This is a genomic window from Mycolicibacterium grossiae (assembly GCF_008329645.1).
Classification (GTDB): Bacteria; Actinomycetota; Actinomycetes; order Mycobacteriales; family Mycobacteriaceae; genus Mycobacterium; species Mycobacterium grossiae.
Genome location: NZ_CP043474.1, coordinates 1,347,808 through 1,364,117, shown reverse-complemented (window position 1 = coordinate 1,364,117; position 16,310 = coordinate 1,347,808). Strand labels below are relative to the sequence as shown.

Here is a 16,310-nt window from a genome sequence, read left to right as displayed (position 1 = left end):
TCAACGGGCTGGCGGCCCCGCCGGACCGGCTGCGGCCGACCGGCTTGGTATCGGTTCCGTTGCAGTGCGGTCAGAGCTCGGTTGCAGGTCCCCGTCGCGTCTGGTGGGCCGCCGCGGGCCGTGGATATGGTCGGCGCCTGACCAGCCGCATGCACACCACCGACCCGGTCCGTCCGAAGGGAAGTCCGCTCAGATGTTCGCCAAGGCCCGCCGTTGGGGGCTCGTAGCAGGAGGCGTCGCCGTCAGCGTCGCCGGCGTCGTCGGCTTCGCAGGCCCCACCGCATCGGCCGAGCCGGCCCTGCCGCTGCCACCGCAGCCCGCACCGGCCACCGTCACGCAGACCGTCATCGTGCAGGCCGCGCCCGCCGCACAGGCCATCGCCCCGGCAGCCCCGGGTGTCTCTCCCGCGGCCGGCCTCGCAGCACCCGCGGCAGTCCCCGCGGCCGTGACCCCCGCAGCTCCCGCCGTCCCCGCGGCCCCGACCATTACGCCTGCCGCGTCGGGCACGCTGCGCGACTACTTCGCGTCGAAGAACGTGGCGATGCAGCCGCAGCAGAGCGCAGGCTTCACCGCGCTCAACATCGTGCTGCCGCTGCCGCCCGGGTGGAGCCACGTGCCCGACCCGAACGTGCCCGACGCGTTCGCCGTCATCGCCGACCGCGTCGGCGGCGACGGCCTCTACACCTCCAACGCCGCACTGCAGGTGTACAAGCTGCTCGGCGACTTCGATCCGAAGGAAGCGATCAGCCACGGCTTCGTCGAGAGCCAGCAGCTGCCCGCGTGGCGGCCCACCGACGGCTCGCTGGCCGACTTCGGCGGCATGCCGTCGTCGATCATCGAAGGCACCTACCGGCAGAACAACATGACGCTGAACACCTCCCGGCGCAACGTCATCGCGCAGTCCGGGCCGGACCGCTACCTGGTCACGCTGTCGGTCACCACCAGTGCCACCGTGACCGTCGCCGCGGGCAATGCGACCGACGGCATCGTCAACGGCTTCCGGGTGACGTCACCCGCACCGCCGGCCACGCCCGCACCGCCGGCCATCCCGGGTCTGCCTGCCCTGCCGCCGCTGCCGGGGTTGCCCAGCTAGCCGGTTCGACGGCGCGCCGCCCGGGCTCGTATCCTCGACGACGTGTTGATCGCCGCAGTGCTGTGCCTGTGCGCGGCCGCGGCCATTGCCGCGGCCGGTCTGTGGCTGCTGTCCCGGCCGCAGCCGGGCGACCCCGTCATCCGGGTGCTGCGCAGCGTCGTCCCGACCCAGCTCGCCGGCGCCGTCATGCTCGCCGCCGGAGGCGCCGCGGCCCTGTCCGCGCCCGCCGGGGCGGCGGTCCTGTTGCTCGTGTTGTGCGTCGTCGGCGCCGTCGGCACCATCGGGGCCGGCTGCTACCAGGCGGCGAAGTCGGTGGCGCGGCAGGAGGCCGTCGCCGCGGCCAGCAGCTCGTGCGGCACGGGCGCCTGCGCATCCTGCACGCTGTCCTGCAAGTAGCGCGTCCTGCACGTAGCGCCGTCCGGCGTGACGCGCGCTAGTTGCGGCTGACGTCGATCGGGTGGGTCGCCAGCATCGACAGCGGTAGCGGCTGGCGCCGCAGCACGCGTCCCCACAGGTCCACCCGAGGTTCGACGAGCACGTCGGACGGCAGCGCCGAGAGCACGATCCAGTCATCGCGCTCGATCTCGCCCTCGAGCTGACCGATGGTCCAGCCCGAGTACCCGGCATAGATCCGCACACCCTCGATGGCGGGGGCGATCTCGTCGGGGTCGGCGTCGAGGTCGACCATCGCGATGCGGCCCTGGACGTGCCGCAGCCCGGGCACCGTGCTGGTGTCCATGCCGACGCGCAGCGTCGCGAGGCACAGCGCCGAGTCGCGCTTCACGGGTCCGCCGACGAACATCGTCTTCGGCTTCGCGGCGAGCTTGGTCCACTGCGGCAGCACGTTGTACACCGGCGTCTCACTCGGCCGGTTCAGGACGACGCCGAGGGTGCCGCCGTCGTTGTGCTCGACGACGTAGATGACGCTGCGCCGGAACGTCGGCTCCAACAGATCGGTGTTGGCCAGCAGCAGCGTGCCGGCACGCACGCGGTGCGACGCAGGCGCCAGGAAGTCCTCCGGATCGTCTGACTGCGCCACGGGTCCCATCATGTCACCTCGGCACCGCCGCCCGTGGGCAACGCCCGCAGCCCGGCCCACCCGTGTCGATCCGGATCCGTAGGGTGGATTCGGTCGCCGAGTTCCCGGCCATCCAGCAGCAACCGATCCAGCACCATCGACCAACGGAGTCGGAACCGAAGTGGCGAACACGGGTAGGCGAACCGCCCTCCTCAACGCGATGCGCGAACTCCCGGAGTTCCGGCGGCTGCTCGAACTTCGGATCGTCAGCCAGTTCGGCGACGGACTGTTCCAGGCCGCATTGGCCGGCGCCCTGCTGTTCAACCCGGAGCGCGCCGCGGAGCCGTGGGCCATCGCCGGCGCCTTCGCCGTGCTGTTCCTGCCCTACTCGCTGCTCGGGCCGTTCGCGGGAGCGCTGCTCGACCGGTGGGACCGCCGCCTGGTGCTGGTCGGCGCCAACCTGGTGCGGCTGGTGCTCGTGCTCGGCGTCGCCACGCTGCTGGCCTACGGGGCCGGCGACCTGTGGATCCTGTGCGGCGCCCTGATCGTCAACGGCTTCACGCGGTTCGTGTCGTCGGGCCTGTCGGCGGCCCTGCCGCACGTCGTGCCCCGCGACCAGGTCGTCACGATGAACTCGGTGGCCACCGCGAGCGGCGCGGTGGCCGCCTTCGCGGGCGCCAACTTCATGCTGCTGCCGCGGTGGCTGTTCGGCTCCGGCGACACCGGCGCCTCGGTGATCATCTTCCTGGCCGCGATCCCGGTCGTGCTGGCGCTGGTCTTCTCGATCCGCTTCCGCCCTCGTGCGCTGGGCCCGGACGACACCCGCCGCGCCGTGCACGGGTCGGTGGCCTACGTGGTGGCCACCGGCTGGGGCTACGGCCTGCGCACCGTGGCGGCCGTGCCGACGGTGTCCGCCACGCTGACCGGGCTGGCGGCCCACCGCGTCGCGTTCGGCATCAACACCCTGCTGGTCCTGATCCTGGTTCGCCACAGCGGCAGCCACGACGTCGCCGGGCTGGGCACCGTGGTGCTGTTCGTCGCCGCCACCGGTCTGGGCTCGTTCCTCGCCACGCTGGTCACCCCGACGTTCGTCGCGCGCTGGGGCCGGTTCGCCACGGCCAATGGCGCGCTCGCCGCCGCCGCACTGGTGCAGCTGTGTGGCATCGGCCTGCAGCTGCCGGTGATGACGGTGTGCGGCTTCCTGCTCGGCGCCCTGGGCCAGGTGGTCAAGCTGTGCGCGGACACCGCCATGCAGATCGACGTGGACGACGCGCTGCGCGGCCACGTCTTCACCGTGCAGGACTCGTTGTTCTGGGTGTCGTTCATCGCCGCGATCGCCGCATCGGCGGCCGTCATCCCGGACGACGGCCACTCGGTGGGCCTCGCTGCCGCGGGCGCGGTGGCCTACCTGCTCGGGCTCGCCGGGCACGCCTACGTCGGCAGGCGCACCAGACCGGGAACCTCGCCGGTCTAGGGTGTCGCCATGGCCGGATCCGACGCCCTCGCGGGCACCGTCGCCGATCTGCGAGCCGAAAGCGACGACCTCGACGGCATCGTCGCCACGCGCGACGCAGCCCAGTGGTCGACGCCGACGCCCGCGCCGGGGTGGACCGTGGCCCACCAGATCGCGCACCTGCTGTGGACCGACCGCGTCGCCGTGATCGCCGTGACCGACGAGGCGGGGTTCGCCGACCTGCTCGGCGCAGCGGCCACGAACCCGACCGGCTTCGTCGACGCCGGGGCCGAGGAACTCGCCGCGCTGCCTCCCGCCGAACTGCTCGACGAGTGGCGCAGCACCCGGGCGCGGCTGCACGACGAGCTGCTGGACGTGCCCGCCGGCCGCAAGCTGCCGTGGTTCGGACCGCCGATGAGCGCGACGTCGATGGCCACCGCGCGTCTCATGGAGACCTGGGCGCACGGGCTGGACGTCGCCGACGCCTTCGGGGTCCGCCGTGAGCCGACGGCGCGGCTGAAGTCCATCGCGCACATCGGCGTGCGCACCCGCGACTTCGCGTTCACCGTGCACGGCCTGGTGCCGCCGACCGCACCGTTTCACGTGGAACTGCACGCCCCGGACGGCTCGACGTGGACGTGGGGACCCGACGACGCCGCGCAGCGGGTCACCGGATCGGCCGAGGACTTCTGCATGCTGGTCACTCAGCGCCGCGCGCCCGGCGCGCTCGACGTCGTGGCCACCGGCGACGACGCCACCCGGTGGCTGACGATCGCGCAGGCCTTCGCCGGCCCGCCGGGTGCGGGCCGCAGCTAGACCTCCCGACGGCTGACCTTCCCAACGGCTGACCTTCGCGACGGCTAGGGCGGTCCTGCCGCGTCCGCCGCGCCGTCACCGTCGGCGTCGGACAGCACGACGTCCCAGGACCCGTCGCCGTCGGTGTCGACGTAGGCCCGCTCGCCGGCGAACACCCGGTCGGCCGACCCGTCGCGGTCGGCATCGAGCAGCCGATCGTCGGCCTGGCCGTCGCCGTCGAAGTCGACCAGCGGCCCGCCCTGCGCGGCGACGCCGTCGAGTCCGAGCCAGCGCAGCTGCGCGCCCCGGTCGGCGCTCACCGCCCAGGTCCCCGAGCCGTCGTCGGTGAATCGGTCCTCGTCGGACCCGACGTCGACCACCAGCTGATCGGCCCTGCCGTCCCCGTCGACGTCCACCAGGGCGTCGTCCATCCCGTCCGCGTCGACGTCGAACCCGACGGCGTCGGGCACACCGTCGCCGTCGAGGTCCACCGTGGGCTCGGCGGCGAACATCTCCGCCAGCCCGTTGCCGTCACCGAGGCAGTACTCCACCGACGTCCCCTCTCCGCGCCGCTCGCCCCGGGCGAGCATCCGTCATCGAAGACTTGGACGCATCAGGACTGCTGCGCGTTCCACCACGTCCGCAATTCGGCGACGGCGTCGTCGTGGTCCAGTGGCCCGCGGTCCAGCCGCAGCTCCTTCAGGTGGTTCCACGCCTTGCCGACCAGCGGTCCGGCCGGAATGTCCAGGATCCGCATGATCTCGTTGCCGTCCAGGTCGGGCCGCACCCGCGCGAGATCCTCCTTGGCGGCGAGCTCGGCGATGCGGTGCTCGAGGTCGTCGTAGCTCGCTCTCAGCCGCGCGGCGCGGCGCTTGTTGCGCGTGGTGCAGTCGGCGCGCACCAGCTTGTGCAGCCGGGACAGCAGCGGACCCGCGTCGGTGACGTAGCGCCGCACGGCCGAATCGGTCCACGTGCCGTCGCCGTAGCCGTGGAAGCGCAGGTGCAGATACACCAGCTGGGACACGTCGTCGACCATCTGCTTGGAGTACTTCAGCGCGCGCATCCGCTTGCGGGTCATCTTCGCGCCGACCACCTCGTGGTGATGGAAGCTGACGCCGCCGTCGGGTTCGTGCCGACGCGTGGCGGGCTTGCCGACGTCGTGCAGCAACGCCGCCCAGCGCAGCACCAGGTCCGGCGCCGCACCGGGCTCCTCGAGGTCGATCGCCTGCCGCAGCACCGTCAGCGAATGCTGATAGACGTCCTTGTGCTGGTGGTGTTCGTCGATCGCCATCCGCATGTCGCCGACCTCGGGCAGCACCACCGCCCCCAGTCCGGTCCGGACCATCAGGTCGATGCCCGCGACCGGGTCGACGCCCAGCAGCAGCTTGTCCAATTCGGCGGCCACTCGTTCGGCGGTGATGCGGCCCAGCTCCGGGGCCATCCGCTCCATCGCCTCGAACACCCGCGGCGCCACGACGAAGCCGAGCTGCGACACGAACCGCGCGGCCCGCAGCATCCGCAGCGGATCGTCGCCGAAGGACACCTCCGGCGCCGACGGGGTGTCGAGCCGGCGTTCGGCCGCCGCGGCCAGTCCGCCGAGCGGATCGTGGAACGCGCCGATGCCGTCCGCGTCCAGCCGCACGGCCATCGCGTTGACCGTGAAGTCGCGCCGCACCAGGTCGTCGTCGAGCCGGTCGCCGAACTCGACGGTCGGGTTGCGCGACACCTGGTCGTAGCTGTCGGCGCGGAACGTCGTGATCTCCAGACGGTGCTCGCCCTTGGTGGCGCCGATCGTGCCGAAGTCGATCCCGGTGTCCCACATCCCGTCGGCCCAGCGCCGCACGATGCGCGCGATGGCGTCGGGCCGGGCGTCGGTGGTGAAGTCCAGATCGGTCACCGGCCGGTCGAGCACCGCGTCGCGGACGCTCCCGCCGACCAGGTACAGCTCGTGGCCGGCCGCGGCGAACAACGACCCCAGGTCACGCAGCAGCGGGGCGTGCGGCAACAGGTTGCGCATCGCGGTCGCCATCGACTCGGCGCTCAGGTCACTCGGCACGTTCGATGAGCCTAATGGGCGGAACGCGTCGAACTCCCGGCAGCGTAACGACTACGCATCAGCCCGGCACCAACGGCGAGTGGCCGGGGAGTGTAAAGGAGGTGTTGGCTACTATCGCTTGGGTGTCGGAGGGCGAACAGGCCAAACCACGACGGCGCCGGGGGAGGCGCCGCGGCCGACGCTCGGCAGGTCCGCCCGAGGCCACGCCGTCCGCCGCGACACCACCGACGCCCTCGCCGAAGGCCCCCCGCCCGACGCCCGCACCACCCGCCACCGAACCGCCCGCAGCCCAGGAACCCCACCGCGCCGTGCCCTCCCCCGCCACCATCTCCGGCAGCCACAAGGCCGCCCCCGCCCGGCGGGCGCACGACCGGCTCCGCACGGTCCACGAGACGTCGGCGGGCGGACTCGTCATCGACGGCCTCGACGGCCCGAAGGAACGCCAGGTCGCCGCGCTCATCGGGCGGATCGACCGGCGCGGTCGCATGCTGTGGTCACTGCCCAAGGGTCACATCGAGATGGGCGAGACCGCCGAGCAGACCGCCGTCCGGGAAGTCGCCGAGGAGACCGGTGTGCAGGGCAGCGTGCTCGCCGCGCTCGGCAGCATCGACTACTGGTTCGTCACCGAGGGCCGGCGCGTCCACAAGACCGTGCACCACTACCTCATGCGCTTCCTCGGCGGTGAACTGTCCGACGAGGACGTCGAGGTGACCGAGGTGGCGTGGGTGCCGCTGCGCGAACTGCCGTCGCGGCTGGCGTACGCCGACGAGCGCAAACTGGCCCAGGTCGCCGGAGAACTCATCGACACGCTGCACGCCCACGGACCGGCCGCCCTGCCGCCACTCCCCCGCACCTCACCGCGACGTCGGCCGCAGACGCACTCGCACACCCGCGGCCGCCGCGCCGACGACGCCGCCCCACCCACGCCCGGCCGGCGGACGAACGGCTGCGGTCAGGGGCCATGACACACCGTGCGGCGGGTCGGGCCGCTGCGACGTTGCACGTCCTCACCCCGTGGCGGCTGCTGTGCATGCTGCTGGCGGCGGCGCTCGTCCTGGCTCCCGCCGTCCTCCCCCGCGCCGCGGCCGGCGAACCGGGCGCCGCGCAGTTCCTCAAGCTCAGCATCGACAGCGTCACCCCCGACATCGTCACCACCGCGGGCCAGCCGCTGGTAACGGTCACCGGCCGGGTCGCCAACATCGGCGACCGCTCGGTGCGCGACGTCGTCATCCGCATGGAGCACGCGCCGGCCGTGACGACGTCGGCGGGCCTGCGCACCAACCTCACCGGCGACGGCGAGCAGTACCAGCCGGTGGCCGACTTCATCACCGTCGCACCGGAACTCAACCAGGGTCAGAGTGCGGCGTTCACGCTGTCGTACCCGCTGCGCGCCGCCGAGGGACCGTCGCTGCGCATCGCCGATCCGGGTGTCTATCCGGTGCTCGTCAACGTCAACGGCACCCCGGACTACGGCGCGCCGGCCCGCCTCGACGACGCCCGCTTCCTGCTGCCGGTCGTCGGCGTGCCCCCCGATCCGTCCCGCGAGAGCAGTGACCCGGTCACCGCGGTGGTCCCCCCGGACACGTCGCGACCGGTGCGGACCACCATGCTGTGGCCGCTGGCCGACCGTCCCCGCCTGGCGGCGGGCGCGCCGGGCGGCACGACGCCGGTGCGCCTCGCCGACGACGACCTGGCCACCTCGCTGGCCGGCGGTGGCCGGCTCGACGTGCTGCTGGCCGCCGCGGACTTTGCGACGAGCCCCTCGGTCGATCCCACCGGTCAGATCCGCAGCGCGCTGTGTCTGGCCGTGGATCCCGACCTCCTGGTCACCGTCAACGCGATGACGACCGGCTACGTGGTGGCCGAGAACCGCGACGGCGGGCTGGGCGGCCCCACCCGGCCCGGCACCGGGCAGGAGGCGGCCGTCAACTGGCTGGGCCGGCTGCGGTCGTTGGCGCAGCGGACCTGCGTCACGCCGACGGTGTACGCGCAGGCCGATCTGACCGCGCTGCACCGCGTCGGCGACCCGGGTCTCGCCGCGACCGCCACCACCGACACCGCCGACGTCGTCGACCAGATCCTCGGCGTGCAGTCGGTCCGCGGTGCCACGCTGGTCGGCGACGGCGCGCTCACCGGCGGCGCGATCCGGCTGCTCTCCGAACGCGGCCCGACCGTCGCGATCGCCGCGCCCGACTACGTCGCGCAGGACTCCGCCGCGGGCGACCCGCCGCCCGCCGACCTCGCCCCGCGCCGCTACAGCGCCGCCGTGGTGACCGCACCGTTCGACCCGACGGTCGGCGCCGCCCTGGCCGGGGCGGGCAGCAAGCCGTTGTCACCGTCCTACCTCGACGCGTCGCTCGAGGTGCCGCTGCAGCACGACTCGCTGGTGGCGCGCCGCCAGGACGCCGTCGCGGCCATGCTGTGGCGCGGGCTGCGGCCGCGCACCGAACCGCGGTCCGAACTCCTCGTCCCGCCGCTGTCGTGGGACCTGCAGTCCGACGACGCGACGGCGATGCTGTCGGCGCTCGCCACCTCGATCCACTCCGGGCTCGCCATCCCGCGGCCGCTGCCTGCGGTCCTGGCGGAGAGCCGCGGGGTCACCCCGACGTTCGACGGGCCGCTGCCGTCCGACGCGCTGGGCAACCCGCGCGCCCGCTTCAGCGACGGCGTGACCTCCGAGATCTCCTCGGTCACCGGCCGGTTGTGGGGTCTCACCGGTGCGCTGACCACCGACACCCGCACCGGGTTGACCGGTCCGCAGTACACCGCGCCGCTGCGCGAGGACATGCTGCGCGCCCTGAGCCAGTCTGTGCCGCCGGACGCCCGTAACGGCCTGGCCGAGCAGCGGGTGGACCGGGTGTCGGGGACCGTCGACGACCTGTTCAAGGCCGTGACGATCGTCAATCCCGGTGGGTCGTACACGCTCGCCACCGAGCGCAGCCCCCTGCCGCTGGCGCTGCGCAACGACCTCCCGGTCCCGATCCGGGTGCGCCTCGACGTCGACGCGCCGCCCGGCATGACGGTGACCGACATGGGCGAGATCGAACTGCCGCCGGGCTACCTCCCGCTGCGGGTGCCGATCGAGGTGCACTTCACCCAGCGCGTGGCCGTCGACGTCGCGCTGCGCACCGCCGACGGACTGACGCTCGGCGAGCCGGTCCGGCTGTCGGTGCACTCCAACGCCTACGGCAAGGTCCTGTTCTTCATCACGCTCACCGGCGGCGTGGTGTTGGCACTGCTCGTCGGGCGGCGGTTGTGGCACCGGTTCCGCGGCCAACCGGACCGTGCGGACCTCGACCGGCCGTCGCGCGCCGACCGGCCCGATGCCGGCCGCGGCGATCCGCTCGACACGGCCATCGCGCACGCCCCGGACGACAGGTGACCGCCCCCCGGCGTCCCGTCCCCGCGCCGCCCCGCCAGCGGATCCCCCGCGGGCCGGCTCCGCGGCGGCGGGCCGGCCAGGCCGCGGCGCCGCCCCGCAAGGAACTGTCCGACGCCGCGGTCGTCTCGCGGTCCTGGGGCATGGCCTTCGCCACGCTCATCAGCCGCATCACGGGCTTCTTCCGCATCGTGCTGCTCGCCACCATCCTCGGCGCCGCGCTGTCCAGTGCGTTCTCCGTGGCCAATCAGCTGCCCAACCTGGTGGCCGCCCTGGTGCTGGAGGCGACCTTCACGGCCATCTTCGTCCCGGTGCTGGCCCGCGCCGAGCGCGACGACGCCGACGGCGGAACGGCTTTCGTCCGGCGGCTGATGACACTCGCCACCGCCCTGCTGCTGGCGACGACGCTCGTCTCGGTCGCCGCGGCCCCGCTGCTGGTGCGGCTCATGCTCGGCGACGACCCGCTGGTGAACCGACCGCTCACGACCGCCTTCGCGTACCTGCTGCTGCCGCAGGTGATCTTCTACGGGCTGTCGTCGGTGTTCATGGCGATCCTCAACACGCGCAACGTCTTCGGGCCTCCGGCGTGGGCACCGGTGCTCAACAACGTGGTGGCCATCGCGACGCTGGGCCTCTACCTGGTCGTGCCCGGCGAGCTCTCGCTGGACCCGGTGCGGATGGGCGACGCGAAGCTGCTCGTCCTCGGCATCGGCACGACCCTCGGTGTGGTGGCGCAGACCGCGGTGCTGTTCGTGGCGATCCGCCGGGAACGGATCAGCCTGCGCCCACTGTGGGGCATCGACGACCGGCTCAAGCGGTTCGGCACCATGGCCACCGCGATGGTGCTGTACGTGCTCATCAGCCAGGTGGGCCTGATCGTAGGCAACCAGATCGCCAGCAGCGCAGCCGCTTCCGGGCCCGCCATCTACAACTACACCTGGCTCATCCTGCAGCTGCCGTTCGGCATGATCGGCGTCACCGTCCTGACGGTGGTGATGCCCCGGTTGTCGCGCAACGCCGCCGCAAACAACATCCGCGCGGTGCTCGGCGACCTGTCGCTGGCCACCCGGCTGACCATGGTGACGCTGATCCCCATCGTGGCGTTCATGACGGTCGGCGGTCCCGCGATCGGCAGTGCCCTGTTCGCCTACGGCAACTTCGGCGCCGTCGACGCCGGCTACCTCGGCCTGGCCATCACGCTGTCGTCGTTCACGCTGATCCCCTACGCGCTGGTGCTGCTCCAGCTGCGGGTGTTCTACGCCCGCGAGCAGCCGTGGACGCCGATCCTGCTCATCGTCGTCATCACCGTCGTGAAGATCGCGGCGTCGCTGGCCGCACCCCACGTCACCGACGACCCGAACCTGGTCGCCGGGTACCTGGGACTCGCCAACGGTCTCGGCTTCCTCGCCGGTGCCACCGTCGGCCACGTGCTGCTGCGGACCAACCTCAAGCCGCCGGGCGGCCGGCTGCTCGAGCTGGCGGTGATCCGCACCATCCTGGTGGCCATCGCCGCCTCGCTCGGCGCCGGACTGATCGCCCACGTCGTGGACCAGCTGCTGGGGCTCGAGCGGCTCACCGACTCCGGCGGCGGCGCCGGTTCCCTGCTGCGCCTGGTCGTGCTCGGGCTCATCATGGCGCCGATCATCGGCGGGGTGATGGTGGCCGCGAAGGTCCCCGAGGCCGCGTCGGCGATCGCGTTCGTACGACGCCGACTGGGCCGCGGTGCCACCGCCCCGAGCGGCGGTGTCCCCCCGGGCCCGAGCCAGCCCGCCCCGGTGCTCGGACCGCCGGTCCGACCGCGTCCGACGAGGCACTTCCCGTACCCTGAGCACACGTACCCGCCGCCACGACGGATCGGCCCGGCGGCACCTGACGGCCTTGGTGCGCCCGCACCCGGGCGGCGACCGTGGAGAGGAGCACCGGCGGTGAGCGACGAATCCGCGGGTGGTCCCGCGTCGGGTCCGGACGGCGGCGCCACGACGCGCATCCCGCGCCCTTCGGCCGACGACTTCGAGCCCGACGTGTCCACCGAGACCGCGTCGGTCTCGGGCCGCCCGCCCGCCGACTACGGCGGTGACCCGACCCGCGAGCCGATGTCGTTCGGTATGCCGAACGAACCGGCCATCGAGGCCGCCACCGACGACGACGTGCACCTCATCCCGGGGGCGACCATCGCCGGCGGCCGATACCGCCTGCTGGTCTTCCACGGCGGCCCGCCGCACCTGCAGTTCTGGCATGCCCTCGACACCGCGCTGGACCGGCAGGTGGCACTGACCTTCGTGGACCCCGAGGCGACGCTGGCCGACGACGAGGTCCAGCAGATCCTCGCGCGCACGCTGAAGTTGAGCCGCCTGGAGATGCTCGGCGTCGCGCGCGTCCTGGACGTCGCGAACACCGGGTCCGGCGGCCTGGTGGTGTCGGAATGGATTCGCGGCGGATCACTCGCCGAGGTCGCCGAGACCTCGCCCTCGCCGATCGGCGGGGCGCGGGCGATCCAGTCGCTCGCCGCCGCCGCCGAGGCCGCGCACCGGCAGGGCGTCGCGCTGTCCATCGACCACCCGGGCCGCGTCCGGGTCAGCATCGATGGCGACGTCGCGCTCGCCTTCCCGGCGACCCTGGCCGACGCCTCCCCCGAGGGCGACATCCGCGGCATCGGCGCCGCGCTGTACGCCCTGCTGGTCAACCGTTGGCCGCTGCCGGAGACCGGCGTGCGCAGCGGTCTGGCCGCGGCCGACGAGGACCCGGCGGGCCAGCCCGTCGAACCCCGCGCCCTCGACCGCGACATCCCGTTCCAGATCTCGGCCGCCGCCGCGCGCGCCGTCCAGGAGAACGGCGGCATCCGCACCGCCGCGACGCTGCTGAACCTGCTGCAGCAGGCCACCGCGGTCGCCGATCGCACCGAGGTGATCAATCCCGTCGACGAACCCGCCGAGGGCGGATCCGGCCCCCGACTCGACGACCCGGAGACCCGCAACCGCCGCCGCCGCGGACTGGTGATCGGCGTCAGCGTCGGCGCGGTGATCCTCATCATCGTGCTCGCCGGGTTGGCGATCGGGCTGCGCGGCGTCTTCGGCGACGTCGGCGGGCCGCTCGACCGCCAGGAGCTCGGGCTCAACGCCCCCACCAGCGAGACCAGCACCGCGAACACCGGGACCGTCAAACCCGTTCGCGCCACGGTGTTCTCGCCGGGCGGGGAGGCCGACAATCCCAGCGACGCCGGCCTGGCCATCGACGGCAACCCCGGCACCGCATGGCCGACGGATACCTACAGCGACGCGGCGCCGTTCCCGTCGTTCAAGAGTGGCGTCGGTCTGCTGCTCCAACTACCGCAGCCCACCACGCTGGCGTCGGTGTCGATCACGCTCAACAGCACCGGCACGTCGATCCAGATCCGCTCGGCGTCGACGGCCAACCCGACGTCGCTCGCGGAGACCACCGAACTCACGCCGCCGACGCCGATGAAGACCGGCGCCAACACCATCGACATCGCCAACGCCCAGCCCACCTCCACGGTGCTGGTGTGGATCACCACGCTGGGGACGGTCGACGGCCGCAGCGAGTCGGCGCTGTCGGACATCACGCTCACGTCGGCTTCCTGACGCGTCGTCCTGACGCGTCCTTGGGGCGTCATCCCCAGGGGTCCGCGGCGCCCGCCCGCGCGGATGCGGCCAGCTCGTGACCGGTCTGCCGGCCGCTCGCCCGAATTGGTGTCGAAGGGGGTGCGCCGCGGTACCTAGGGTTTGGGCTGTGAGCAGCTACGACCGCGACGCCGGGAGACACCGGACCGATGCCGAGCTGCTCGCCGCGCACGTCGCCGGCGACCGCACGGCGTTCGAGGTCCTGGTGCACCGCCACCACCGCCAGCTCTACCGGCTGGCCCATCTCACCAGCCGCAACCGGGAGGACGCCGCCGACGCCCTCCAGGACGCCCTACTGGCGGCACACCGCCGGGCCCGGACGTTTCGCTACGACGCGTCGGTGAGCAGCTGGCTACATCGGATCGTCGTCAATGCATGTCTGGATCGGCTGCGCCGCAACAAGACTCACAGCACCGTCCCGCTCGAGGGCGATGCGCACCCCGCCGACGATCCCACCGCACGGGTGGACACCACACTGATGATCGAACGCGAACTCGTCCGGCTCCCCGCCGAGCAGCGCGCCGTGGTGGTGGCCGTCGACATGCACGGCTACTCCATCGGCGAGACCGCCCGCCTGCTCGGCATCGCCGAGGGGACGGTCAAGAGCAGATGCGCGCGTGCCCGCGCCAAACTGGCGCGGGCACTGGACGACGCGGATCCGGAACGGTCAGTAACCGAATCCGGGCCCGCCGTTAACGACGTACGAGAGGCACCCCGGAATGTTGCGGCACGCGATGATAGCGCCGGCGCCCGGTGAGGCACCCCGCACCTTCGGCGGGTCATTAGGGATCCCGCACGTCTGCAGGTAGGGATTGAACGGCTGGATGGACATGCTGCACGGGGCAGCGTTCGCCGTAGCGGGCGTGGCGCCGACGGCGATTGCCAGCGCTCCTGCCCCCACGACCGCCGCGGACCCCACGGCAGCCAACGTTCGACGCAACATCTTCTTCACGACCTCTTCGGTAACGACCTAGACGGCGTGGTCTTCACCTGGCCACGCCTTCCATTGAACGCCGCCGGGAGCGCGAACATTCCATAATGCACGGATGGACGAGCTGCCCGGTGACGGCGACGATCACGGCGCTGAGCACCACGTATGCGCTGCCGGCGACGCGTGCTGGGACGTGCTGGCCGACCTGCAGGCGGGCCTGCTCGACGAGGTGACGGCGGCCCGGCTCCGCGCCCGGATCCGCGCCGATGCCGACCTCGCCCGCCGGCACGCCGCACTGACCCGCGTGCGGCGCGGCCTGGCTGACCTCGGCACCGCGCTGTACGACGACGACCCGTCGTCGCCGGCGCCCCCGGTGGACGTGTCCGACCGCCTCCTCGCAGCCATCCGGGCAGCCACCGTCGCCGCGGCGTCGGACCCCTCCGCACCGGTCCGACGTGGCCCGACACGGCCATGACGGGCACCGCCCGGCCTCGGGGAACAGCGCACCCTACGCTGGTGTTATACGGCTGCCGACGCGCTGAGTCGCGACGGCTGAAGACGAGAAGGTGGACATGACCCTCGAAACGACCGACACGACGGCCCCCGTGCACGACCTGATCATCATCGGGTCCGGACCGGCCGGCTACACCGCCGCGGTGTACGCCGCCCGCGCGGAACTCAAGCCGTTGGTGTTCGAAGGAGTGCAGTTCGGTGGCGCGCTGATGACCACCACCGAGGTGGAGAACTACCCGGGCTTCAAGAACGGCATCACCGGGCCCGAGCTGATGGCCGAGATGCGCGAGCAGGCGGAGCGCTTCGGCGCCGACCTGCGCATGGAGGACGTCGACGAGGTGTCCCTGGAGGGCCCGATCAAGACCGTCACCGTCGGTGACGAGGTCTTCCGGGCCAAGTCCGTCATCCTCGCGATGGGCGCCGCGGCGCGCCACCTCGGCGTCCCCGGCGAGGAGGAGCGCATCGGCACCGGCGTGAGCACCTGCGCGACGTGCGACGGCTTCTTCTTCCGCGATCAGGACATCGCGGTCATCGGCGGCGGCGACTCGGCGATGGAGGAGGCGATCTTCCTCACCAAGTTCGCCCGCTCGGTCACCCTGGTGCACCGCCGCGAGGAGTTCCGCGCCAGCAAGATCATGATCGACCGCGCCGCGAACAACGAGAAGATCACCATGCTGACCAACACCATCGTCACCGAGGTGGAGGGCGAGCCGAAGGTCAGCGGTCTGCGGCTGCGCGACACCGTGACCGGTGAGGAGTCGAAGCTCGCCGTGACCGGCGTCTTCGTCGCCATCGGTCACGATCCGCGGTCGACGCTGGTACGCGACCAGGTTGAACTCGACGACGAGGGGTACGTGAAGGTTCGCGGTCGCACCACGGCCACGTCGCTGGAGGGCGTGTTCGCCGCGGGTGACCTGGTGGACCACACCTACCGGCAGGCGATTACCGCTGCGGGCAGCGGCTGTGCGGCCGCCATCGACGTCGAGCGGTGGCTCGCCGATCACGAATGACGCCGTCTCGCACGGTCTTTCGAGGTCGTGCGGCCGGACGGCACACCCATCAACCGACAGGAGCAGGACATGAGCACAGATGGCGCCACGGTGGCGGTCACCGACGATTCGTTCTCGACCGACGTCCTCGGCAGCAGCACCCCGGTGCTGGTCGACTTCTGGGCGACCTGGTGCGGGCCGTGCAAGATGGTCGCCCCGGTGCTCGAGGAGATCGCCAGCGAGAAGGCCGGCGAACTGAAGGTCGTCAAGCTCGACGTGGACGCGAACCCGGCGACGGCCCGTGACTTCCAGGTCGTCTCGATCCCAACGATGATCCTGTTCAAGGACGGTCAGCCGGTGAAGCGGATCGTCGGCGCGAAGGGCAAGGCCGCCCTGCTGCGCGAACTGGCCGCGGAGTAGCCGACGCGCACGGCCGCCGCGCCCC

General features: G+C 72.4%; 14 protein-coding genes. 11 read left to right on the top strand and 3 right to left on the bottom strand.

Going from position 1 to position 16,310, the window contains the following annotated elements; translation table 11 throughout:
• Positions 1–193 precede the first annotated feature (193 nt).
• Positions 194–1,093 (top strand): LpqN/LpqT family lipoprotein, encoded by a 900-nt coding sequence (locus tag FZ046_RS06585; RefSeq protein WP_070355635.1) that lies wholly within the window; start codon positions 194–196, stop codon positions 1,091–1,093.
• 42 nt (positions 1,094–1,135) lie between these two features.
• Positions 1,136–1,489 carry a hypothetical protein gene (locus FZ046_RS06580; protein ID WP_070355636.1) on the top strand — a complete coding sequence of 118 codons (354 nt, stop codon included), beginning with the start codon at positions 1,136–1,138 and terminating at the stop codon, positions 1,487–1,489.
• Between the two features lie 37 nt (positions 1,490–1,526).
• Here the strand turns inward: FZ046_RS06580 and FZ046_RS06575 are convergent, their stop codons facing one another.
• Positions 1,527–2,132, bottom strand: coding sequence for a YqgE/AlgH family protein (locus tag FZ046_RS06575; protein WP_070355641.1), 606 nt, complete (start codon positions 2,130–2,132; stop codon positions 1,527–1,529).
• A 199-nt stretch (positions 2,133–2,331) separates the two neighbouring features.
• Here FZ046_RS06575 and FZ046_RS06570 point away from each other — a divergent pair, with 199 nt between their 5' ends.
• A complete protein-coding gene (locus FZ046_RS06570) occupies positions 2,332–3,585 on the top strand; it encodes an MFS transporter (protein WP_070355642.1) in 1,254 nt (417 codons plus the stop codon).
• Between the two features lie 9 nt (positions 3,586–3,594).
• A complete protein-coding gene (locus FZ046_RS06565; protein ID WP_070355637.1) occupies positions 3,595–4,380 on the top strand; it encodes a TIGR03084 family metal-binding protein in 786 nt (261 codons plus the stop codon).
• Between the two features lie 44 nt (positions 4,381–4,424).
• On the opposite strand, the gene FZ046_RS06560 is transcribed toward FZ046_RS06565, so the two are convergent.
• The gene (locus tag FZ046_RS06560) at positions 4,425–4,910 is read right to left on the bottom strand and encodes a pullulanase (RefSeq protein WP_070355643.1); all 486 of its coding nucleotides are present in this window, start codon (positions 4,908–4,910) and stop codon (positions 4,425–4,427) included.
• A gap of 62 nt (positions 4,911–4,972) precedes the next feature.
• Complete coding sequence (locus tag FZ046_RS06555; RefSeq protein ID WP_070355644.1) at positions 4,973–6,388, bottom strand: CCA tRNA nucleotidyltransferase; 1,416 nt, start codon at positions 6,386–6,388, stop codon at positions 4,973–4,975.
• Between the two features lie 149 nt (positions 6,389–6,537).
• Here FZ046_RS06555 and FZ046_RS06550 point away from each other — a divergent pair, with 149 nt between their 5' ends.
• The 7 genes from FZ046_RS06550 (at position 6,538) to trxA (ending at position 16,285) form a co-directional block, all read left to right on the top strand.
• Positions 6,538–7,380, top strand: a complete 843-nt coding sequence (locus FZ046_RS06550) for an NUDIX hydrolase (protein WP_070355638.1) — start codon at positions 6,538–6,540, stop codon at positions 7,378–7,380.
• Positions 7,377–9,797, top strand: coding sequence for a DUF6049 family protein (locus tag FZ046_RS06545; RefSeq protein WP_070355639.1), 2,421 nt, complete (start codon positions 7,377–7,379; stop codon positions 9,795–9,797). The genes FZ046_RS06550 and FZ046_RS06545 overlap by 4 nt, the downstream gene beginning before the upstream one ends.
• A complete protein-coding gene (gene murJ / locus FZ046_RS06540) occupies positions 9,794–13,393 on the top strand; it encodes a murein biosynthesis integral membrane protein MurJ (protein ID WP_149484217.1) in 3,600 nt (1,199 codons plus the stop codon). The genes FZ046_RS06545 and murJ overlap by 4 nt, the downstream gene beginning before the upstream one ends.
• Positions 13,394–13,541: 148 nt before the next feature.
• Complete coding sequence (gene sigM / locus FZ046_RS06535; RefSeq protein WP_070355100.1) at positions 13,542–14,189, top strand: RNA polymerase sigma factor SigM; 648 nt, start codon at positions 13,542–13,544, stop codon at positions 14,187–14,189.
• 289 nt (positions 14,190–14,478) lie between these two features.
• Entirely contained in the window at positions 14,479–14,838 is a 360-nt protein-coding gene (locus tag FZ046_RS06525; RefSeq protein WP_070355101.1) for an RsmA family anti-sigma factor, read from the top strand.
• A 97-nt stretch (positions 14,839–14,935) separates the two neighbouring features.
• On the top strand, positions 14,936–15,886 hold the full coding sequence (gene trxB, locus FZ046_RS06520) for a thioredoxin-disulfide reductase (protein ID WP_070355128.1): 951 nt from the start codon (positions 14,936–14,938) through the stop codon (positions 15,884–15,886).
• Between the two features lie 69 nt (positions 15,887–15,955).
• Positions 15,956–16,285, top strand: coding sequence for a thioredoxin (gene trxA / locus FZ046_RS27810; RefSeq protein ID WP_070355129.1), 330 nt, complete (start codon positions 15,956–15,958; stop codon positions 16,283–16,285).
• Positions 16,286–16,310: the final 25 nt, after the last annotated feature.